Here is a 21,206-nt window from a genome sequence, read left to right on the forward strand (position 1 = left end):
TTCTAGATGGGGTCGCCTCTCCTACTAGAATGCACAAGCATTAGTTAATAATCTTATTGTTCGGCTCGGGATTGAGGAATTCACTATTTTTAAACTTTACCCATATTTGCTTAGTCAAGATGTTGCATTCAATACCCCAGCAATGTGGATAATTTAGAATTGCAGATTAAGCTGACAATGGCCTAGGTTTTTATTGCATTAAGGGCAGATGATTATGGGAAAAAATATACACCGATACGCCATTTTTGCTGAGCGGGTTCAAGTGATGGACGGCGGAGCAGAGAGCTTTAGAGGCTCTGCGCCGACTCAGGAGGCGGCAAAGGAGCTGGCAGAGAAAATTGCTAAATCCCAAAAAGCGCAGTTTTATTTCTGGCTGTAAATTTTGCACACTAGGTATTGATTCTTTTTTTTGAGGGGGAGTAAGGTAGGGATGGATATGTCTGTAGGTGAAGTCTTATTAGGCAGAATTTTATGCCAATGCAAATATCTACTAATGCTGAAGTTTGCTGATCTATTGTAGAGTTAATTTATCAATGTAATTGGTACAGGTGTGTAATCTTGATGTTTGGCGGCAAAAAAAGATTATCAAGCGCCTTTTTATAACTTTATTTTTATAATTTATGTACAAATGAAAAATAATCTCTATCTTTTTTTGGGGGGTAAAATCATAAAATAAAAGGTGTCAAATGACTGTCATTGTGTTACTTCTAAGTTTAATATCGGTACCGATGCAGAAATCAGGCCAGAATTTAACTCCGGCCATGAATGAAGAGTATGTCCTTGGTGTTTTCAAAGAGACATTTAATTCTGATGTGGATATTGATCATGAGTGGATGATGAATGTAGATCATCACGTTGCTGGAAAAAAAGATTCAGGATGGTGTTTGATCAAGTTGATGCAGGTGAAGAGGTGGATTATTTAGAAGGCTATGGAGTGAAAAAAAATAGTAATGGAAGTTATACAATATCACTTAAGGATCACGTAGGTTGGGTGACGATCTCCGAGCTGTTCATGCCTTTAAAATATGAGCATTTAAGTGAAAATGATAGAGAGAGCTTGATTGCGCGTGGTTTAAATGAAAAGGATCTACAGATCATTGAGGTTTATCTTAAGAAAAACAACATTCTAAAACTTCGGCAATGGGCACTGTATGATTATCTTCAAGATTCCTCGGAGAGACTGGTAAGTATATGCAATTCAAAAAACGGGCGAGGAAGGGCTCTTGAAACATATAAAAACGAAATTAAAGCTATAGAATTTGAGGTAGAGGATAAATGGGCTCGTAAACTGTACTCTGAACTTGATGCCAGGGCTCAGAGGGTTCTTTTGTCATACTTGACTGAATCTTTAGGTAGTTTGTCTTTTGCAAGAACAAAAAATTTTGATGCTTCAGTGGATAATTTTTTTAAGAGTCTAGAGAGAAAAGAGTATTTAGATGGCTTTAAAAATGAAATTAATAAGGAGGAAAAAGATGAAGGCTAAAATTTTCATGTTTGCATTTCTGCTTGTTTCTGATGGGGCGTTGGCGATTGCAACTATCCAGATAAAATCGTTTTCGGCATCACAAAGGATTGACTCTCAGCCGGAACATGTTGAAATAATCTCAAAAGCCGAAGTGAGTTCAACGGTGCCACATATAACGGCTACATTTGGGTATGATTTTAGCTGTCCTGGGATTATATCAGGGGAGCTACGGGAAGAGGTCTCAGTTAGTCAGAGCTTTGTTAGGTTTCTACCTATTGAATATTCAAATGTTGGGCAGGATATTCCTGGATACCCTACATGGTCTGGTGGCTCTAATAATACTAGTTGCCTTTTGAATGCTAAATGGACTGCAAAAAACGCTTATGGTGTGGGCGTTACATTTGCAGGTGTTGGTGTCGATTTCCAAGTTAATCTTCCAGATGATGTAAAAAGTGCCAATCAAAATGTAACAGTTCAGCGTCATTTTGATCACGCCTGCCCCCCGACTCCAGATGATAACTGTGGGCCAGGCACCAACACTATGTGTCCTTAGGTAAAAAAATGAGGCTAACATGAAAGTTGAAGCTATAACAAAGCGTATTTTTTTGGTTTTAAGGGGTACTTTAATTGTATTACTTGCATTTGGTATGACTGGAAGAGGTTACTCCCACCCTTGTACATATACAGATCCAATTATTATTGATCTTGGTAGAGATGGAATTAACCTTGCTGAACGAGGTAATGGTGTTTATTTTGATATATCTGCAACAGGCGAAAAGATCTAGGACAGCCAAAGACTGAAGGGTGGTGCCGGCAATAGGGCTAGCTGACCATCTGGCGGCTCTTTCTCTTTGGTTTACAGGTAAAGGAGATGAAATTCTGGGAATTGCTGGTTAGGTTTTGGAAATCGCGCTTTTGGATAAAAGGGCGGTAATCGTGCTGTTGAGTACTTGAGGCCGGGGCAGATTAGCAGGGCGTAGCTGAGAGGAGGCGCCGACAGTCGCTTATACCGTGTACCCAGCGCTTATCGAGTTGAGCACAAACTTTTTGTACAACCTCTACCGATCCCACCAAGCCTTTAAAGCGACTTTCAAAGTTCCGGTTGAGATAGAGCCAGTGCTTGGGTGAAATGCCGAGCCGCTCCAGAATAGGCGGCGTGTTTTCGGCAATACAACCTCGTTTTCTGGGGTCTAAATGCCGGCCGCTCCAGTCCACTAGCTCCAAATAGTGATCCAGCTGGAAAGGTAGCCCTTTCGGCATATTCAAACGCTCACCGCCGGCAAACGGAAGTAGATTTTTGGGCTGCTTACCTGAGACTGTCGCACGAATACGCTGTTGAAGCGAAGTGTAATCAGACTCTTCAGGTGTCTTGGCAATATTGGCACGGATCGGATTGAGGTCTACATAAGCCATACAGGCGGCGAGTGCTCTTTCATCCAGTAAAGCCTGAGACTTAAACCGGCCTTCCCAAAAACGGCCGGTACAGTTGTCTTCAGCATTGGCCTGTCGGGCGATAGATTCGTTTAAACAGCGCATAAACCAGCTGATATCCATTAGACGCTCTCGCCATAGGGAAACGACCTCTTTTAGCCTGTCTTCCTCAGCGTGATCGAGAGTATCGCCCTGAAGATAGCGCTGGGCCAAGCTAGAGGCTTTGAAGAGTTTTTTCCAGCGAGTAATTACCTCTGTAAGAGACCACTTGTTAGCCGATTTTGTGTCGATATAGAGCACTATATGGTAGTGATTACTCATTACTGCATAGGCGGCAATATCTAGCGCAAACACCTCGGCTAACTTATGCATACGGCTTTCAATCCATTCGCGCCGATGCTCGTAATCTTTTCCGGACTCAGTATCTCTGCCACAAAGAAATGCACGCCGTACACAGCGGGAGACACAGTGATAGTACGGTGTTGCATCAAGAGATATCTGGGTGCTTCGCGGTAGAGTCATCGGCTGTACACGCACTTGACTGTATAAACATACAGCATTTTGTAGGGTTTTAATCTTTTGTCAATAGGGATGGCGGTTTATACTCCTTCTGTTTGGTGGGTGTCCAGGATTAACTTCTGTTTGGTGGGTGTCCAGGATTAACTTCTTCATTGACTTGACGCTTTAAGCTTCTACTTTGGTGGGTGTCCAGAATTGTCTTCCTAACGATGCTGGAAAAAATCATTAAGCGAATTGTCCGGCGCCTGTTCCCGGAATTAACCGGCGGTCTGCACTTGCCGCTGTGGGGGCAAGTAATCAATGCCCCGGTAGCCATTACTGAGGCGGTAGAGAGCACCGACGAACAGCCAGGCTATTGCGTAGACGTGCAGCTACTGAGCGCGGACGGCAAAGCGGATACGGCTATGCCGCTAATAGAAAAGGTACCGCTGCCGGTAACGGGTATTGGCGCAGAGCGGGGGTTGTATGCATTCCCACAACCGGGCGCCCTGGTGGAGCTCGGCTTTGTTATGGGCTTGCCGCACCGGCCGTTTATTCGCTCGGTATTTGCGCGGGGTGAGTTGCTGCCGCAGCTGGGGGCCAAAGATTTATTACTGGCCCAGGACGCGGCCAATTACTACCGCATCGACGGCAAGGGCAATATTAGCGAGCAATGCCAGGCAGTGGCGGAGCGCTTCGCCGCACTAAAGCAGCGGCTAGTAGTGAAGGACGGCGGCACGGTTTGGGTGGGCAATGAATCCAGCAACGTACTGCGCATCCTGGATGACTTAATCAAAGTGACCAGCGCAATTGCCAACACGTCCGCAGGGCACACCCACGAGTACACCGACAACGGTACCCCACTAAAAACCAAAGTGCCGGACCAGGCGGGGGAGTTTAGTGGGCAGAAGGGTAGCGCCGATTCATTGGATTCTGAACTGGCGCCGATTGTGGGTTGAGGAGTAAAAAACTAGACAAGTTCTTCGGGGGAGGGCTGGCTGATTTTTTCCTCTACAACTCTTACCGTGTTTGGGTTTTTGATATCTGTAAAATAAAAGACAATATTATATCCTTTATCTTTCTTCAGCTGGTGCTTCAGCTGCCTAAATCTATGGTAAAGATGGCCTATACCTATTACATTCTCGGAGACTCTTTCCTCACTAGCTGACAAACTTAGTAGACCGTTAACAGCGACGGCTATTGCATTTTGTATTTGGTTTAAATTAACACCATCTAGGTTTGTAGTTCTTGCATAGCTATCGATATGCAAAATTTCTAAAATATCGTAAAGTTTTTTTGTTCTATCGATCTGTTGCTCGATTTCGTAATCAATAATGGATTTGGTTTTGCAAAATTTGGCTTCTGCTTCGCAGAGCTCATTTAAGGTTTGGATTGCTTCGAATAATCTGGACTCTCCGCTTCCCATATTGTCTATTGATATTTTAAAATCGCTGATACGGCTATTAGGGAAGCAGGCTTTGTATAGTTTTGTTTTATCAGTAAACACCACTTTCTGGTTCTTTTTTATCTGATTGAGAAAATTTTCGTATCTCTCTTTGTGGTCTAGGTAATTTGAGTAGGAGCTTTTTTGTTGTTCGTGCTCCCAGAGACGGTTTGCATGATTAAGTTGCTCATAAGCAAGATTAAGTTGTTGAGCAGTTTGCTCGCTACGGAATACCATACCTCTGACACCTGCTAGCACAAGAACCCCTGCAAATGCCTTAAAGGCTGGGGTAAGATATCTCACCAAGTTTTCGAAGCCTTGATAATTGGGTGCAAAGTTATATTGTGGGTCTTGGCTTATTGCTAATAGAATTAATATAACTATCGCTATGATAAACAAGACTACAAAAGAGCCAAATATTAAGTGGCGAAATAGCGGGTCTTGTGATAATTTTATTTGACTTGCTTTTGTCTCTTTTTTTTTGTCATTGCCGTTAACCATACTTTTGAATATATCCTTTATTACTTGAATGCTATTTCTAGTTATTTTGTGGGAGATCTTTATTAATTCCGGTAAGGCCAAGGTATTTTTCATTTGAAAATTTATGCGTCTGAGGTTGTTGTCTAACACTTACCTGACATAAGTTTTCTTATTAATTCTTTGGTTGGTGATTCTGTATTTTCATTTCTGCCTACACGGTGTTCAGTGAGGCTATCATTTCTGCGGATTTCATCTGTTTCTGGGTAGATCGTCCCGAATCTATATACATAAATGTGAGTTAACACATTTTCTTTACATGACCGTAGATGTTCAGCGGCCTTATCGAAGTGCTTGTAAATAGTATGCTCATAAGTGTTTTCTATTATAAATGGGGTGCAATTGGTACTGCTTGAGATACTGATTATTTCATTTAATATATGAATCAGATTGTCAATTCGGTCATAAATTTGGGTTGTGATATTCGGTGTTCTTGACCAGTGGCCTTCATTTATAGGGATGTTGCAGTAAGCTAGGCTGAGATAAAAATTTACCTCTTCAATCTGCTTCTCAGAGAAGATATAGTTTTTACCAATACTGCCGACTAATTTTTCTATATCTTGAAGATTGTTTAGGCTAATTGATACAATACTATGTTGGGTGATTGAAATATCAAAATTTGTTATTTTGCAGTTCGGAAAGCACTGCGAGTGAAAAGTGTTGATCTTTTTTCCGTCGAAAGTTATGCCAAGATCAGTTGTTATTTTATTAATTATATCTTTAAATTGGTCTCTGTGCTCAAAATATAGGTTGAAGTCACTTTTAGTTTTCTCGTGTCGCCAAAGGTCATTAGAAAGGTCCATTTGCTTGGATGTTTGTTCACTGCGAAATTTTAGTCCAACTATGCCTAGTACTGCCAGAAAACCTGCTCCAATCTTTGCTGCAGGAGAAAGATACACTGTTAACTTGGTTATTAGTTCTCTTGTCGTTTCGTGGCTTTCACTGCTGCTGCTAAAAAATATAAACCCTCCGACAAAAAGGGCAGAGGTTAGGATTAAGCCTATCCATAGAATGGTGATAAATAATGGGTCTTCGGTTAGTCCTGGTTCTTTTTCGTTATGAGAGACGGTTTTTGATTTTGCTTCAGGTTGTTCCATAACACCTATCTCATTGTGGGGGCATTCACTAAAGTAAATGCTAGGTAGTTTTCGGTGTCATTATTGAACAGTTGAAGGTCTATTGTCGCTTTCTTTTTATTTATGTGTACAGCGACTGAGGTATGGTTTTTTCTAGACTGAGAAAATACCCGGCGACCCCAATGACACGAAGCTTTCACTCTGTCCGTTTCTTCGATCGAGTTTATGCCAACTCCATCTCCTATAGTTGCTCCTGTGATTTTGATCTCGCACTGACGGTTAGATGATTCACCAATTATTAAAAGAATGCCGCCGGGAATGTCCTTGGCTTCCATAATATTGAGGCGATCACTATCGATTTCTGTCAGATTATCTAGGGAAGGGTAAGTAGTGCGTTCTTGTTGGCAGGCAAGTAGGACGGGAAGGCTAACAGTAGCTGGAATTAGCCATTTTAAAGCGCATAAAACAGTTCCCTTTAAAGTCATCACTTCTCTCCCTGTGATTTGTTATTCGCCAAAATCCTATCACCCCAAGCGGATGCTTCAAAACCTGTCGCACGCAGTAGCTCCGACCAAACCAAATTTCAAAACCCTTCATGCCTTTTCATGGCAACCAAAATCACCAATTAAAGCTGGGGAGATAATCTAGCCTATATCCCCAGCTGGGAATCTAAATGCAAATCCAATTAGCGAGTGTTGGGTTTTGGTTTTTCTGGCTGAGATGGGGTAGGTTACTTCCAGTCAGAACTTGCTACCTGGATATTAGATCCGGCCATGGTCAAATATTCGCCCTTTGGCGGTATCTCCGGGGTGGCCAGATGTACATCCAACGCCACAACTCCCTGGCGTGTTTCTCTGTCCCACTCAGTGATCGAGAACTTTGCCCAAGTGTTGTGATTCGTTGACCGCACAAAGTACTTGTCAGCCCAACGGCATGAAATATTAAAATATTCTACGGGGACCGGTGATCGCTTTTTGGATTCCACAGTGAGCCCAGACCGAACCTCGGAGGTGGGCAAATTGATCTCGCAAAAGTTATTGCCATCCTCTCCTATATAGAAATTCACTAGCTCCCCGTGATCTGCATCATCGAACTCTGATACAAACACAACTCTCAAGTTATTAGGGTCGACCTGTAGCACATGAAAATCGTTACTCCCAGCCATAGTTTCTTTATTCAGCGTACTAGTGGTAATTTCGTTGGGGCTAGGTTGTTGTGTAGGCTCATCTTGCCCACCAATAAAAAGCCCTAAGCCGATAGCCCCAAAAAAGACAAAAGGCCCCCAAATTGACTTCCAGCTACTGGTCTCTTTCCCGCGTAGCTTATTGCCCACCATGGTGGCTGTTCCAACGATGGCAATAAAAAGAATGACTCCCCCAAAAAATGACATCACTACTCTCCTTGTAATTTGTTATTCAACAAAATCCTATCACTCCAGGAAGATGCTTCAAAACCTGTAGCACGCAGCAACTGCGCCCCAACCAAATTTCAAAACCCTTCAAACCTTCTCAAAGCAACAAAAACCACCAATCTCCCCCCAAATCCCGCAACTCCTAAGGCCTACAGCCCCCTCTGTTCAAAAAACATACCGCCAACAGGGTCGCCGTTCACTCCTCCCCACGCCTGCCGATTTTTGACGTTCTTTTAGTTGATGAAATGAGACTAGCGGCCCTGGCCTGAGCTGGTGCGGGGTTTGGGTAAGAATTGGATTTCACACTTTGAAGAGATTGGAAGAGAAATGAAGAGGAGTTTCACAGGGGGAAAGCAATAGATTGATGGTGTCCACATGTGGGCAAGGTAGAGTTAAAAAAATCCTGTGTGGACACAATGTGGACACTTTGGGTCTTTTAAGCGCCATTCTTCAAAATTTAGGGAAGGTAAACCAGAAATAAAAAACCCGCGAAAGCCTACGCTATCGCGGGTTTGAGATATGGTACCAGAGGCCGGACTCGAACCGGCACGCTTTTAAGGGCGGGGGATTTTGAATCCCCTGTGTCTACCAATTTCACCACTCTGGCACTTTCGCTGCTCGACCTTGGGGTCGGTGCGAAGAGGGCGTGATTATAGCAATGCTTTCGCTTGGGTCAACCAGTGATTTCAATAACTTAGCGCATTTTCTGTCGTCCCAGTTAACAGCTCCTAAAATTTCCTATAACCTTCGCGACCTCTCCATAGTTTCTAGATTTCCAGGATTCCATGCAGCGTCAGGACTTTGACTTTCATCTGCCCGATGAGCTGATCGCCCGCGCGCCCACCGAGGAGCGCCGTGGCAGCCGTCTTTTGTGTCTGGATGGGCCCAGTGGGGCCATTGCACATCGGCAGTTTCCAGATATTCTCGATCAGGTCCAAGCTGGTGACCTGATAGTCTTTAACGATACCCGGGTGATCCCGGCGCGTTTGTTCGCGCAGAAGGAGACCGGCGGTAAGTTGGAAATCCTGGTGGAGCGGGTGCTCAATCAGACGGATATCTGGGCCCATGTGCGCTCCAGTAAGTCGCCTAAGCCCGGTTCCACCATCGTCCTTGAAGACGGTACCCGTATAGAAGTGACTGGTCGCAAGGACGCACTGTTTGAATTGTCGTTCCCCAAAGAAGAGGGTGTGCTGGCGATTCTGGATCGCCTCGGCCATATGCCGCTGCCTCCTTATATTGATCGTGAAGACGATGCCAGCGATCGGGAGCGCTACCAAACCGTATACGGCCGCAATGCCGGTGCTGTGGCGGCGCCGACGGCGGGGCTGCACTTTGATGATGAGATGATCGGTGCATTGCGGGATAAAGGTGTCGAGGTTGTCTTTGTTACCCTGCATGTGGGTGCCGGTACTTTCCAGCCGGTGCGCGTGGACAATATTTATGAGCACCAGATGCACAGCGAAGTGCTGGATGTCTCCCAGGAAGTGGTGGATGCGGTAGCCGCTTGCCGCGCTCGCAATGGCAGCGTGATTGCGGTGGGTACCACCAGCGTGCGCGCGCTGGAGAGTGCGGCGCGCAGTGGCCAGTTACAGGCCACGGTGGGGGAGACAGATATCTTTATTTATCCCGGTTATGAATTCCAGGTTGTGGATAAGTTGATCACCAACTTCCATCTGCCGGAATCCACCTTATTGATGCTGGTGAGTGCCTTCGCGGGGTACCAGCACACGATGGCCGCTTATAAGGCCGCTGTTGAGGAGCGCTATCGCTTCTTTAGTTACGGCGATGCCATGTTTATTACCCGCGATCCCAATGCCAAAAAAGAAGAAGTAGCACCAGCGAAAGGAGATACCCAGTGAGCCGCGAATGTTTTATGCAGTTTGAAGTGGATACCACTGATGGCAAGGCCCGTCGCGGTCGCTTGCGTTTCCCTCGGGGTGTAGTGGAAACCCCGGCGTTTATGCCGGTGGGCACTTATGGCACCGTGAAAGGCATGTTGCCGAGGGATATCGAAGGGATCGGTGCACAGATTATTCTGGGCAACACCTTCCACCTGATGCTGCGCCCGGGTACCGAAGTGGTTAAAGCCCACGGCGACCTGCACGACTTTACTCAATGGTCCGGCCCGATCCTTACCGACTCCGGCGGTTTCCAGGTGTTTAGCCTGGGTGAACTGCGCAAGATTACGGAAGAGGGGGTTTCTTTCCGTTCGCCTATCGATGGCAGCCCGGTATTCCTGGACCCGGAAGAGTCCATGCGCGTTCAGCGGGACCTGGGTTCCGATATCGTCATGATCTTCGATGAGTGCACCCCTTATCCGGCCACTACCGATGAAGCGCGCAAATCTATGGAGTTGTCCCTGCGCTGGGCGGAGCGCTCCAAGAAGGCTCACGGCGATAGCCCGTCGGCGCTGTTCGGTATTGTGCAGGGCGGTATGTACCCGGAGTTGCGCGATGTGTCCCTGCGCGGCCTGACTGAGATTGGTTTCGATGGCTATGCCATTGGTGGCCTGTCTGTGGGGGAGCCTAAAGATGAAATGATCAAGGTCTTGGACCACCTGGCTCACAAGATGCCGGAAGATAAACCGCGATACCTGATGGGCGTGGGCAAGCCGGAGGATATTGTTGAGGCGGTGCGCCGCGGTGTGGATATGTTCGACTGTGTCATGCCCACGCGTAATGCGCGCAACGGCCACCTGTTTACCTTTGAAGGTGTGGTGAAAATCCGCAACGCCAGGCACCGTCACGATACGGGCCCCTTGGAGGAAGAGTGCGATTGCTACACCTGTGAGAATTTCTCTCGCGCTTACCTGCACCATCTGGATCGCTGTGGTGAAATTCTCGGTGCGCAGCTGAATACGATTCACAATTTGCGCCACTACCAGCGCTTGATGCAAAAGCTGCGCGATGCCATTGCCGCCAATGAGCTGGAGGCTTATGTCGCCGAGTTCTACCGTGGTCTGGGCCGCGAGGTTCCGGCACTGGAGGCCTGATCAGGCGTCGCTTTTACCCTGCCTGGGGTGCTGCTGGTCTCATTGCGGCACCCCTGTAATTTGTCCGTTCCCACGATCCCCGTATAATCAGCCCGCACTTTTATTGGGGGCGGTGTACCTTGCATTCTGCGTATACTGCCCGCATATCCAGGCAAATTGCTTAGGCAGATTGCCAAGATTTACCGGCCCTCGGGGTCACACTAGAACAATGAGAACAGCATGAATCGCTACCCGATCTGGAAGTACTTTCTGATTCTCGCGGTTGTGGCCTTTGGCCTGATGTACGCCGCGCCCAATCTCTATAAGCCGGACCCTGCCGTGCAGATTTCCGGGCAATCCAGTGCACTCACCATCGGCCCCGATGTCCTTGCGAATGCACAAAAAGCCCTGGATGATGCGGGTATTGCTCACTTCGGCGGCGAAGTTGGGGACAAGTCAGTACTGATTCGCTTGAACTCCATGGAGGAGCAGTTGCCGGCTAAAGAGGCGATTCAAAAAGCGCTTGGAACCACCAACTATGTTGTCGCCCTGAACCTGGCTTCCACCACACCCCAGTGGATGAAAGATATCGGCGCTAGCCCGATGAAGCTCGGTCTGGACCTGGCCGGTGGTGTGCACTTCCTGATGGAAGTCGACACCAACACCATCGTCAAGAACAACATGGAGAGCTACGAGCAGGAAGTGAAAAGCAAACTGCGCGAAGCCAAGGCCCGTTACCGCAATGTGGAATTGGTGGATGATCGCGAGATTATTGCCCGTTTCCGCAACGATGAGCTGCGCAGCCTGGCGATGTCCACCATGCGCAAGGAATTCCCACAGCTTCAACTGCGCGAGTCCGGCAGCGGCGAAAACCTGGAGATCCGCGCAACCCTGACCGAACAGGAAATCAAGCAGCTGGAAGATTACGCCGTAACCCAGAACCTTACCACTCTGCGCAACCGGGTGAACGAGCTGGGTGTTGCTGAGCCGATCGTACAGCGCCAGGGCCGCAACCGTATCGTTGTGGAGCTGCCCGGTGTACAGGACACCGCAGAGGCCAAGCGTATTATCGGTAAGACAGCCAACCTCGAATACCGTATGGAAGCCCGCCCGGATGAGCTGGTTTCCAATAAGGAATACTTCGAGCGTCGTGACCCCGAGGAGCAACAGTTGTACGGTGGTGCCTGGCTGGAGCGCCAGATCATTATCAAAGGTGACAGCGTTACTAATGCCCGAGTCGGTTACGACGAGAGCGGCTTCCCTCAGGTAAATATCACTCTCGATGCCCGTGGTGGCGAGATGATGCATCGCGCTACCTGGAAGAATGTCGGCCGCCGTATGGGCACCCTGTTTATCGAGACTCGCTTTGAGCCGGTAACCGAAATCGACGAAAACGGTAACGAAGTTACCGTGCAGAAGCGCACCGAAGAGAGGAAGATTATTAATCTGGCCACAGTACAGAGTGCCTTGGGCAAGCAGTTCCGCACCACCGGTCTGGATAGCCCGGCCGAGGCCCAGGAATTGGCCCTGCTGCTGCGTGCCGGTGCCCTGGCTGCGCCCATGTACTTTGTGGAAGAGCGTGTGATCGGCCCATCCCTGGGTGCGGATAACATTAAGGTGGGTGTGCAATCCGTACAGATCGGTCTGCTGGCCGTGATTATCTGTATGCTGATTTCCTACCGCGTATTTGGCTTGGCCGCGAACCTGGCCCTGGCGGTGAATATGATCCTGCTGGTGGCGGTCATGTCGCTGTTGGGTGCAACCCTCACGCTGCCTGGTATCGCCGGTATCGTATTGACCGTGGGTATGGCGGTGGATGCCAACGTGCTTATCTTCTCGCGAATACGGGAGGAGCTCAGGAATGGGATGCCTCCCCAGACAGCGATCAGTGCCGGTTTTGACAATGCTTACAGCACCATTGTGGATGCGAACATCACCACCCTGATTGTGGCGGTGATTCTGTATGCCATCGGCTCCGGTCCGGTACAGGGCTTCGCGGTAACCCTGTCTATCGGTATTCTCACCTCCATGTTCAGTGCCATTATGGGTACGCGAGCAATTGTTAACTTGTTCTACGGCGGTCGCCGTGTGCAGAAGCTCTGGATTTAAGGGAGTCAGTCATGAGTGAGACCAAAGTGGATAACGGCAAAATTACCGAGTACATGGGCAAGCGCGTCTACGACTTTATGCGCTGGCGCAAGATTGCCGGGGTTGTCTCGGTGGTGCTGGTACTTTCCTCTATCGCCGCACTGGCGATGAACGGCCTGAAGTTCGGCCTGGACTTTACCGGTGGTACCCAGGTTGAAGTGGGCTATGAGGTAACGCCTTTTATTAGCGACGTGCGCGATCAGCTGGAAGCAGCGGGTTATGACGGCGCCACGGTAGTGAATTTTGGTTCTGAAAAGGACCTGCTGATCAAGTTGCCCCCTGAGGTGACCGAAGAGGAAACCCAGATCAGCGCTACCAGCCAGGAAACTACAACACCGATCGGTGACAAGGTAGTGGCTCTGCTGAAGGCCGGCAGTGAAGGCGATGTTGAGCTGCGCCGTGTTGAAATGGTCGGCCCTCAAGTGGGTGCCGAGCTGCGCGACGACGGAGGCCTGGGCATGATGCTGGCCCTGTTTATGGTGATGATCTACGTTGCCCTGCGCTTCCAGTACAAGTTCTCCTTTGGTGCTGTAGCGGCTCTGGGTCACGATGTGATTATCGTGCTGGGTTTCTTTGCATTGATGGGACTGGACTTCGATCTGACTGTTTTAGCGGCGGTACTGGCAGTGATCGGTTACTCCCTGAACGATACCATTGTGGTATCTGACCGTATCCGTGAGAACTTCCGCAAGGTGCGTAAGGCTGAGGCCGAGGAGATTATCAATATCTCTATCAGTCAGACCCTGGGCCGTACCTTTATGACGTCCTTCACCACCTTGCTGGTGCTGTGGGCGCTGCAGTTCTTCGGTGGGGAATTGATCCACAACTTCTCCCTGGCCTTAATTGTGGGTGTGGTAGTGGGTACTTACTCCTCTGTTTACGTAGCTGCCAACGTGCTGATGGCTTTGAATATCAACAAAGAAGACCTGATGCCGCCGGTGAAAGAGGGTGCGGAACTGGAAGAAATGCCCTGATGTGAATGAGAAGTGGCTGCGTTGACGCAGCCATATTCGAGCGGCCCCGGCCGCGCTTTGCTGTTGATCAGCGGAGCGCCGTCGGGGTTTTTTATTGCGCGGAGGTTAGTCTCTGGGCTTTTTGCCGAGGGTGATGTGCTTGGGGCCGGAAGTGTTGGTCTGGCCGCTCACCCCTTTGGGCACCTGCTCGATCTCACCGCCACCGGCGAGGAACGCCTTTACCTGCTCCTCGATACTTTCGCTGGTCTCGAGGGGAGCGGCTTGTTTGCGATTGGAGGAAGAGGAAGGTTTCTTGGCCACGGCGCTATCCGGTTTTTATGTGTAAGCGGGCCATATTAGCACGGTTTGAACAAAAAATCACCCAAGTGGCCAGAGTCTGCGCATAGCGGGTATTTTGTCGACAGTTTTCGGATAATTCTGTCGTTTTTGGATAAATCGGGCCGCTTCGAGGCAGCCCGGGAGATATTGCGTTATTCAGCTTCTTCTGTGGTCTCTTCGGTTTCCAGCGGCCAGCCGCCCATCTCTTTCCACTTGTTCACGATGCCGCAAAACAGGGTTGCGGTTTTTTCTGCGTCGTACTCGGCAGAGTGGGCGCAGTTGTTATCAAACTCGATTCCAGCAACCTGGCAAGCTTTGGCCAGTACGGTCTGGCCGTAGGCGAGGCCGGCAAGACTGGCGGTATCGAAGCAGGAAAACGGGTGGAATGGATTGCGCTTGATGCCGGTCCGTTCAACGGCTGCATTGACGAAGCCCAGGTCGAAGTGGGCATTGTGGGCAACCACGATGGCACGGGTGCAGCTGTGCTTTTTCACGGCGCTGCGAATCTTGCGGAACAGCTCGGGGATGGCAATTTCTTCCGGCCATGCGTCGCGGTCCGGGGATTCCAGGTCGATGCCAATAAAATCGAGGGCGGATTGCTCAACGTTGGCGCCTTCAAAAGGCTCCAGGTGGAAACTGTGGGTCTCCAGTGGGAAGAGGTTGCCGGAGTCATCCATATCCAGGATAACCGCTGAAATTTCCAGCAGGGCATCGGTGCGGGCGTTAAAGCCGCCGGTTTCAAGGTCGATGACCACGGGCAGAAAGCCACGGAATCGCTGGGCGAGAGAGCTTTTTGGTCCTGTGGGTTCTTCGGCGGGTGTCACGGTGGTTCCTTGTAAATCTTGTCTTCAGGCCAGCAGCATTTGGCGCTGGTGGGGCAGGGTATTGTATTCGAATTGTGGCGCCCGCCGGGAGGACTCTCCCCGCAGGCGCTGTAATCAGGGCATTCGCCGATTACGCAAGTTGCCAGTTTAAGGTTTCGCCGGCTGCGAGGGGAATCAGATTTTCACCACCCATATCCAGTTTTTCCGGCAGGGTCCAGGGGCTCTTGACCAGGGTGATGGTGCCCTCATTGCGCGGCAGCTCGTAAAAATCGGGGCCGAACTCACTGGCAAAGCCTTCCAGTTTGTCCAGTTTGCCTGCGCGCTCGAATACCTCGGCGTAGAGTTCGATGGCGGAATAGGCTGTGTAGCAGCCGGCGCAACCACAGGAGTGTTCTTTCTTGTGGTGGGCGTGGGGGGCTGAGTCGGTGCCGAGGAAAAACTTTGGACTACCGCTGGTGGCCGCTTCGATCAGCGCATTTTGGTGGTAGCCGCGCTTGAGGATTGGCAGGCAGTAAAAATGCGGCTGAATTCCGCCAACCAGCATATGGTTGCGGTTGTATAGCAGGTGGTGTGCGGTAATGGTTGCGGCAACACCTTCGCGGGCGCCCTGTACAAACTCTGCCGCTTGGGCGGTGGTGATATGTTCAAACACCACTTTCAGTGTGGGGAAGTCATCGACCAGGCGGGACAGGGTCTTCTCGATAAAAGCCTGCTCGCGATCGAAGATGTCGATATCGCTGGTGGTAACTTCACCGTGTACCAGCAGCTTCATACCGCAGGCCTGCATTTCCTCCAGGGCCGGGTAGATATTGGCGATATCGGTAACGCCGGAATCGGAGTTGGTGGTCGCGCCCGCTGGGTACAGTTTGGCGGCGATAACTCCGGCTTCGTGGGCTTTGCGAATGACAGCGGCGTCGGTCTTATCGGTGAGGTAGATCACCATCAAGGGTTCGAAAGGAGTGTCGGCGGGAACATTGGCGTTGATACGTTCCTTATATGCCACTGCACTTTCGGCATCGGTTACGGGGGGTACCAGATTGGGCATTACAATCACGCGGCGGAATTGTTTTGCGGCATCGGGCACAGTGCGCCCGAGAGCGGCGCCGTCGCGCAGGTGAATATGCCAGTCATCGGGGGCGCGAAGGGTAATTTGCTCCGTCATGGTACTCCGTAAAGCTTCTTAGCGTAGTGAGTCGTTGTGCGGCGCGAATGCTACCCGAAGCTGTACAAAATTGCGATGCACGAAAAGGCTAAAAATCAATCAATTGTACTTACTCGCGCCTTGGCGCTAGTCGATCGCGAGCTTAGGCGCTACAATCGCGCCCCGACAAAGAGTGTGGGTATTATTGTGCCCGCAATTTACCGATCCTGGGCATATCTCCAAGAATAACTCCCCCAGACCGACACTAGTTTCGCGTAGTGGCATTCCCCGTCTCCGCGTTTTAGTCGTGGCGACGTATTTCCGGCAGCAGAGGACAGCAATGAGCAAAATCGAAAAGGTGGTACTGGCATACTCCGGTGGATTGGATACGTCGGTAATTGTGCGATGGTTGCAGGAGACTTACGGTTGTGAGGTGGTGACGTTTACCGCTGATATCGGCCAGGGTGAAGAGGTAGAGCCGGCCCGTGCCAAGGCCGAGGCCCTCGGGGTCAAAGAGATTTATATCGACGATCTGCGCGAAGAATATGTGCGCGATTTCGTTTTCCCGATGTTTCGCGCCAATGCCATTTATGAAGGGGAGTACCTGCTGGGTACTTCTATTGCGCGCCCGCTGATCGCCAAGCGCCTGATTGAGATTGCCAACGAGACTGGCGCCGATGCCATTTCCCACGGTGCTACCGGTAAAGGTAATGACCAGGTGCGCTTCGAATTGGGCGCCTACGCGCTGAAGCCGGGTATCCAGGTAATCGCCCCCTGGCGCGAGTGGGACCTGAACTCCCGCGAAAAGCTGATGCAGTACTGCGAACAACACAATATTCCAGTGGACTTCTCTTCCAGCAAGAAGAAGTCTCCCTACTCGATGGACGCCAACCTGCTGCACATCTCTTACGAGGGCGGCAACCTTGAAGATCCCTGGGCGGAAGCCGAAGAGGATATGTGGCGCTGGAGCGTGAGCCCTGAGGCGGCTCCGGAAGAACCCACCTACATTACTTTGGGTTTTGAGAAAGGCGACCCCGTTTCTATCGACGGCGAGCGCTTAAGCCCTGCTACTTTGCTTGAGAAGCTGAATAAGTTGGGTGGAGACAACGGTATCGGTCGTCTGGATATTGTGGAAAACCGCTATGTGGGAATGAAGTCCCGTGGCTGTTACGAAACCCCTGGCGGCACTATTTTGATGAAGGCGCACCGCGCCATTGAGTCTATTACCCTGGATCGCGAAGTGGCGCACATGAAGGATTCCCTGATGCCGCGCTACGCCGAGCTGATTTATAACGGCTACTGGTGGTCCCCAGAGCGCCGCATGCTGCAGGCTGCGATTGACGAGTCCCAGGATGTGGTTAACGGCGAAGTGCGCCTGAAACTGTACAAAGGCAGCGTGAGTGCTGTCGGTCGTCGCTCTGCAGACAGCCTCTTCGATGAGCGTATCGCTACTTTCGAAGACGATGCTGGCGCTTACGACCAGAAGGATGCGGAGGGCTTTATCAAGCTCAATGCCCTGCGTCTGCGCATTGCGGCAGGTAAAGGAAGAAAATTGATTTAGTTGATTTAGATCAGCAATTGCCGGGCAGGGATGCGCTTAAATCCTTATCTGGCCAATAGTAACCACAGTGCCTCACACACTGTGGTTATGCACCTTCTGTGGTGGGCCAATCCCGCACAGTGGAACCGAATCTTAAAAGCAACGGAAGTAAAAACATGACGACAACGGTGGCAAAGACCGGCCCTGTGCCGGACTATGACTACAATATCGTGCGCCAGTTCACCATCATGTCCGTGGTCTGGGGCATTTTTGGTATGGGCATGGGCGTATTGATCGCAGCCCAGCTAGCCTGGCCTGAACTCAACGACTTTTGGCAGCCCTTCTCGCACTTCGGGCGCTTGAGGCCCCTGCACACCAATGCGGTAATCTTCGCTTTTGGTGGTAGTGTTCTCTTTGCCACATCTTACTATGTGGTACAGCGTACCTGTCAGGTCCGCCTTTGGGGTGGCTGGCTGATCCCCTTCACCTTCTGGGGATGGCAGGCCGTTATCGTCGCTGCGGCAATTACTCTGCCGATGGGCTTCACTTCCACCAAGGAATACGCTGAGCTCGAGTGGCCTATCGATATCCTGATTGCCCTGGTTTGGGTTGCTTACGCGCTGGTGTTCTTCGGCACCATCATGAAGCGTAAGACGTCTCACATTTACGTGGCGAACTGGTTCTTCGGTGCTTACATCGTCACTATTGCTGTTCTCCATATTGTGAATAACCTGGAGATTCCTGTTGGCCCGTTCAAGTCCTACTCTATCTATTCGGGCACTAAGGACGCAATGATCCAGTGGTGGTATGGCCACAACGCAGTAGGGTTCTTCCTGACTGCCGCTTTCCTCGGCATCATGTACTACTTCGTACCTAAACAAGCTGGTCGTCCGGTTTACTCTTACCAGCTGTCTATCGTTCACTTCTGGGCACTGATCTCCCTGTACGTATGGGCTGGTGGTCACCACCTGCACTACTCAGCGCTGCCCGACTGGGCTCAGAGCCTGGCGATGGTTATGTCCCTGATTCTGCTGGCACCTTCCTGGGGCGGTATGATCAACGGCATCATGACCCTGTCCGGCGCATGGCATAAGCTTCGCACCGACCCGACCCTGCGCTTCCTGGTGGTATCCCTGTCCTTCTACGGTATGTCTACCTTCGAAGGTCCGATGATGTCCATCAAGACTGTAAATGCTTTGTCCCACAACACTGACTGGACCGTTGGTCACGTACACTCCGGCGCTTTGGGCTGGGTTGCCATGATCTCTATCGGTGCTCTGTATCACCTGGTTCCGGTTCTGTGGAAGCGCCGCGAAATGTACAGCGCCAAGCTGATCAACGCGCACTTCTGGCTGGCCACTGTAGGTACTGTTCTGTACATCGCCGCTATGTGGGTTAACGGTATTACCCAGGGCCTGATGTGGCGTGCATTTAACGCCGACGGCACCCTGACTTACAGCTTCGTAGAGAGTGTTGTAGCTAGCCATCCGGGCTATGTAGTTCGCTGGTTGGGCGGCGCCATGTTCCTGGTGGGTATGCTGCTGATGGCTTACAACGTTTACCGCACGATTACCGAGAAGGTAAACGATGCCGAAGCCGATAACACCGTTCGAGCAGTGCCTGCGGCATAGGAGTTTAGATCGTGAAGAATCATGACCTCGTAGAAAAAAACATCGGCTGGATGATCTTTTTCACCATTATCGCCATCAGTTTCGGCGCCCTGGTTGAGATCGTTCCGCAGTTCTTTACCAAGGATAACTACACGCCGCTGCCGGGGCAGAAGCCGCTGACAGCAATGGAGCTGGAAGGTCGCGATATCTACATTCGCGAAGGCTGCCACGTTTGCCACACTCAGATGATTCGTCCTCTGCGTGCGGAAGTTGAACGTTACGGCCACTACTCCATGGCTCAGGAATCCATTTACGAGCACCCCTTCCTGTGGGGCTCCAAGCGTACCGGTCCAGACCTGGCGCGCGTAGGTGGACGCTACTCTGATGAATGGCAGCGCGCGCACTTGTACAACCCGCGCAGCGTTGTGCCTGAGTCAATCATGCCTGCTTACCCCTGGTTGTTCGACAATGTGGTAACTGGCGAATACACCGCACGTAAGATGGAAGCGCTGCGCTTCGTCGGTGTGCCCTACACCGATGAGGACATCGCCAACGCCGCTGAGCCTTTCAAAGGTGGCAAGGTCAAGGAAATTGACGCGCTGGTCGCTTACTTGCAACAGCTGGGTACCCTGGTTACCCAAAAACGCTAATAGCGAGGAAGGAAACTCGTGACTATTGAAACTTTGCGGGAAATCGGTCTGGTTCTGGGCTCTGTGGCTTTTCTGGCTATCTGCTGGTGGGCCTTCTCTCCGAAACGTAAGAAGCGCTTCGAAGAAGATGCCAATTTGCCATTTGCCGATGAAGAGCGACAAGCCGACAAGGAGAAGTCGGCCGCTCAGCAGGACGAATCCAATTCCGGGGATAAACCCGGAGCCAATCGAAAACAGGGGCAGGATAAGTAATGAGTACATTCTGGAGTGTGTGGGTAATTGTGCTCACCCTCGCCAATCTGGCGTTGATTACCTGGGTACTGTTCGCCAACCGAAAGGTGGCAGTGGATGACCAGGCTGAACCGGAAAACAAAACCACGGGCCACGTTTACGACGGCATCGAGGAATACGACAACCCGCTGCCCAAGTGGTGGTTCATGTTGTTTGTCGCCACCCTGGTGTTCTCTGCGGGATATCTGGTGGTTTACCCGGGTCTGGGTAACTTCAAAGGTGTTGGCGACTGGACTTCTGTCGGTGCATTGGAAGCTTCCCAGGCTAAGGCTCAGGAGAGATTCCACGAGACCTTCGGTAAGTACGAGAATATGCCGATCGAGCAGATTGCGCAGAGCCCCGAAGCCATCAAGATGGGTTCCCGGATCTTCGCTAACAACTGTGCGGTATGTCACGGTGCAGATGCCGGTGGTAACTTCGGCTTCCCGAACCTGACTGATAACGCCTGGCTGTACGGCGGCACTCCGGAAAAAATCCTGGAAACCCTGTACAACGGTCGTCAGGGCATGATGCCTCCTCAGGGTCCGGTGATCGGTGAGGAAGGTGTTAGAAATGCGACAGAGTATGTTCTCTCCCTGAACGGCCTGGAGCATGACACCGCCATGGCCGCCGAAGGTCAGAAGGTATTCAACACCGTGTGTATGGCTTGTCACGGTATGGATGCCAAAGGCAACCAAATGCTGGGTGCGCCAAACCTGACCGACGACATCTGGCTGTACGGTAAGAAGCGCGAACAGATCCAACACACTATCCGCGGAGGTCGTACAAATATGATGCCCGCGCAAAAAGACAAACTGCGTGAAGACAAGATTCGCCTCGTAGCGGCCTATGTCTACAGCCTGTCCCAACAGGAAGAAGAAAAGCAGTAATTAACTAT

23 protein-coding genes and 1 tRNA gene are annotated in these 21,206 nt (G+C 50.5%); 15 read left to right on the plus strand and 9 right to left on the minus strand.

Going from position 1 to position 21,206, the window contains the following annotated elements:
* Positions 1-214: 214 nt before the first annotated feature.
* The 5 genes from P0078_RS19445 to P0078_RS19465 all read left to right on the plus strand — a co-directional run bounded on the left by P0078_RS19445 (position 215) and on the right by P0078_RS19465 (position 2,250).
* Positions 215-379 (plus strand): hypothetical protein, encoded by a 165-nt coding sequence (locus P0078_RS19445; RefSeq protein WP_282931548.1) that lies wholly within the window; start codon positions 215-217, stop codon positions 377-379.
* Positions 380-686: 307 nt separating this feature from the next.
* Complete coding sequence (locus tag P0078_RS19450; RefSeq protein WP_282931549.1) at positions 687-923, plus strand: hypothetical protein; 237 nt, start codon at positions 687-689, stop codon at positions 921-923.
* The gene (locus P0078_RS19455) at positions 878-1,483 is read left to right on the plus strand and encodes a hypothetical protein (protein WP_282931550.1); all 606 of its coding nucleotides are present in this window, start codon (positions 878-880) and stop codon (positions 1,481-1,483) included. The genes P0078_RS19450 and P0078_RS19455 overlap by 46 nt, the downstream gene beginning before the upstream one ends.
* Positions 1,473-2,018, plus strand: a complete 546-nt coding sequence (locus tag P0078_RS19460) for a hypothetical protein (protein ID WP_282931551.1) — start codon at positions 1,473-1,475, stop codon at positions 2,016-2,018. Before P0078_RS19455 ends, P0078_RS19460 begins: the two co-directional genes overlap by 11 nt.
* A gap of 19 nt (positions 2,019-2,037) precedes the next feature.
* Entirely contained in the window at positions 2,038-2,250 is a 213-nt protein-coding gene (locus tag P0078_RS19465) for a hypothetical protein (protein WP_282931552.1), read from the plus strand.
* Positions 2,251-2,431: 181 nt separating this feature from the next.
* Here the strand turns inward: P0078_RS19465 and P0078_RS19470 are convergent, their stop codons facing one another.
* On the minus strand, positions 2,432-3,418 hold the full coding sequence (locus P0078_RS19470; protein WP_282931553.1) for a transposase: 987 nt from the start codon (positions 3,416-3,418) through the stop codon (positions 2,432-2,434).
* A 206-nt stretch (positions 3,419-3,624) separates the two neighbouring features.
* On the opposite strand from P0078_RS19470, the gene P0078_RS19475 reads away from it, so the two are divergent.
* Positions 3,625-4,353 (plus strand): hypothetical protein, encoded by a 729-nt coding sequence (locus P0078_RS19475; RefSeq protein WP_282931554.1) that lies wholly within the window; start codon positions 3,625-3,627, stop codon positions 4,351-4,353.
* 11 nt (positions 4,354-4,364) lie between these two features.
* On the opposite strand, the gene P0078_RS19480 is transcribed toward P0078_RS19475, so the two are convergent.
* From P0078_RS19480 to P0078_RS19500, 5 genes are all read right to left on the minus strand, one after another.
* The gene (locus P0078_RS19480) at positions 4,365-5,432 is read right to left on the minus strand and encodes a hypothetical protein (protein ID WP_282931555.1); all 1,068 of its coding nucleotides are present in this window, start codon (positions 5,430-5,432) and stop codon (positions 4,365-4,367) included.
* A 29-nt stretch (positions 5,433-5,461) separates the two neighbouring features.
* Positions 5,462-6,472 (minus strand): hypothetical protein, encoded by a 1,011-nt coding sequence (locus P0078_RS19485; RefSeq protein WP_282931556.1) that lies wholly within the window; start codon positions 6,470-6,472, stop codon positions 5,462-5,464.
* Positions 6,473-6,477: 5 nt separating this feature from the next.
* Positions 6,478-6,939: a hypothetical protein gene (locus P0078_RS19490; protein ID WP_282931557.1), complete on the minus strand. Its 462-nt coding sequence runs from the start codon at positions 6,937-6,939 to the stop codon at positions 6,478-6,480.
* A gap of 242 nt (positions 6,940-7,181) precedes the next feature.
* Positions 7,182-7,841 carry a hypothetical protein gene (locus P0078_RS19495; protein WP_282931558.1) on the minus strand — a complete coding sequence of 220 codons (660 nt, stop codon included), beginning with the start codon at positions 7,839-7,841 and terminating at the stop codon, positions 7,182-7,184.
* A 541-nt stretch (positions 7,842-8,382) separates the two neighbouring features.
* Positions 8,383-8,469: transfer RNA gene (locus P0078_RS19500), tRNA-Leu, on the minus strand.
* Between the two features lie 178 nt (positions 8,470-8,647).
* On the opposite strand from P0078_RS19500, the gene queA reads away from it, so the two are divergent.
* The 4 genes from queA to secF all read left to right on the plus strand — a co-directional run bounded on the left by queA (position 8,648) and on the right by secF (position 13,955).
* On the plus strand, positions 8,648-9,721 hold the full coding sequence (queA, locus tag P0078_RS19505; protein WP_282931559.1) for a tRNA preQ1(34) S-adenosylmethionine ribosyltransferase-isomerase QueA: 1,074 nt from the start codon (positions 8,648-8,650) through the stop codon (positions 9,719-9,721).
* Positions 9,722-9,735: 14 nt separating this feature from the next.
* Entirely contained in the window at positions 9,736-10,854 is a 1,119-nt protein-coding gene (tgt, locus tag P0078_RS19510; RefSeq protein WP_444894765.1) for a tRNA guanosine(34) transglycosylase Tgt, read from the plus strand.
* Positions 10,855-11,073: 219 nt separating this feature from the next.
* Positions 11,074-12,942 carry a protein translocase subunit SecD gene (gene secD / locus P0078_RS19515; protein WP_282931561.1) on the plus strand — a complete coding sequence of 623 codons (1,869 nt, stop codon included), beginning with the start codon at positions 11,074-11,076 and terminating at the stop codon, positions 12,940-12,942.
* Positions 12,943-12,953: 11 nt separating this feature from the next.
* Positions 12,954-13,955 (plus strand): protein translocase subunit SecF, encoded by a 1,002-nt coding sequence (secF, locus tag P0078_RS19520; protein ID WP_282931562.1) that lies wholly within the window; start codon positions 12,954-12,956, stop codon positions 13,953-13,955.
* Between the two features lie 105 nt (positions 13,956-14,060).
* On the opposite strand, the gene P0078_RS19525 is transcribed toward secF, so the two are convergent.
* The 3 genes from P0078_RS19525 to pyrC form a co-directional block, all read right to left on the minus strand.
* Positions 14,061-14,255 (minus strand): PFL_1563 family small protein, encoded by a 195-nt coding sequence (locus tag P0078_RS19525; RefSeq protein ID WP_282931563.1) that lies wholly within the window; start codon positions 14,253-14,255, stop codon positions 14,061-14,063.
* Positions 14,256-14,425: 170 nt separating this feature from the next.
* Positions 14,426-15,097 (minus strand): ribonuclease T, encoded by a 672-nt coding sequence (gene rnt, locus P0078_RS19530; RefSeq protein ID WP_282931564.1) that lies wholly within the window; start codon positions 15,095-15,097, stop codon positions 14,426-14,428.
* Between the two features lie 130 nt (positions 15,098-15,227).
* Complete coding sequence (gene pyrC / locus P0078_RS19535; protein ID WP_282931565.1) at positions 15,228-16,259, minus strand: dihydroorotase; 1,032 nt, start codon at positions 16,257-16,259, stop codon at positions 15,228-15,230.
* Positions 16,260-16,578: 319 nt separating this feature from the next.
* Here pyrC and P0078_RS19540 point away from each other — a divergent pair, with 319 nt between their 5' ends.
* The 5 genes from P0078_RS19540 to ccoP all read left to right on the plus strand — a co-directional run bounded on the left by P0078_RS19540 (position 16,579) and on the right by ccoP (position 21,198).
* Complete coding sequence (locus P0078_RS19540) at positions 16,579-17,799, plus strand: argininosuccinate synthase (RefSeq protein ID WP_282931566.1); 1,221 nt, start codon at positions 16,579-16,581, stop codon at positions 17,797-17,799.
* Between the two features lie 155 nt (positions 17,800-17,954).
* The gene (gene ccoN, locus P0078_RS19545; RefSeq protein WP_282931567.1) at positions 17,955-19,409 is read left to right on the plus strand and encodes a cytochrome-c oxidase, cbb3-type subunit I; all 1,455 of its coding nucleotides are present in this window, start codon (positions 17,955-17,957) and stop codon (positions 19,407-19,409) included.
* A gap of 11 nt (positions 19,410-19,420) precedes the next feature.
* The gene (gene ccoO / locus P0078_RS19550; RefSeq protein ID WP_282931568.1) at positions 19,421-20,038 is read left to right on the plus strand and encodes a cytochrome-c oxidase, cbb3-type subunit II; all 618 of its coding nucleotides are present in this window, start codon (positions 19,421-19,423) and stop codon (positions 20,036-20,038) included.
* An 18-nt stretch (positions 20,039-20,056) separates the two neighbouring features.
* Positions 20,057-20,290: a cbb3-type cytochrome oxidase subunit 3 gene (locus P0078_RS19555; RefSeq protein ID WP_282931569.1), complete on the plus strand. Its 234-nt coding sequence runs from the start codon at positions 20,057-20,059 to the stop codon at positions 20,288-20,290.
* Positions 20,290-21,198, plus strand: a complete 909-nt coding sequence (gene ccoP, locus P0078_RS19560) for a cytochrome-c oxidase, cbb3-type subunit III (RefSeq protein WP_282931570.1) — start codon at positions 20,290-20,292, stop codon at positions 21,196-21,198. The genes P0078_RS19555 and ccoP overlap by 1 nt, the downstream gene beginning before the upstream one ends.
* Positions 21,199-21,206 lie beyond the last annotated feature (8 nt).

This window comes from Microbulbifer sp. VAAF005 (genome assembly GCF_030012985.1).
Classification (GTDB): domain Bacteria; phylum Pseudomonadota; class Gammaproteobacteria; order Pseudomonadales; family Cellvibrionaceae; genus Microbulbifer.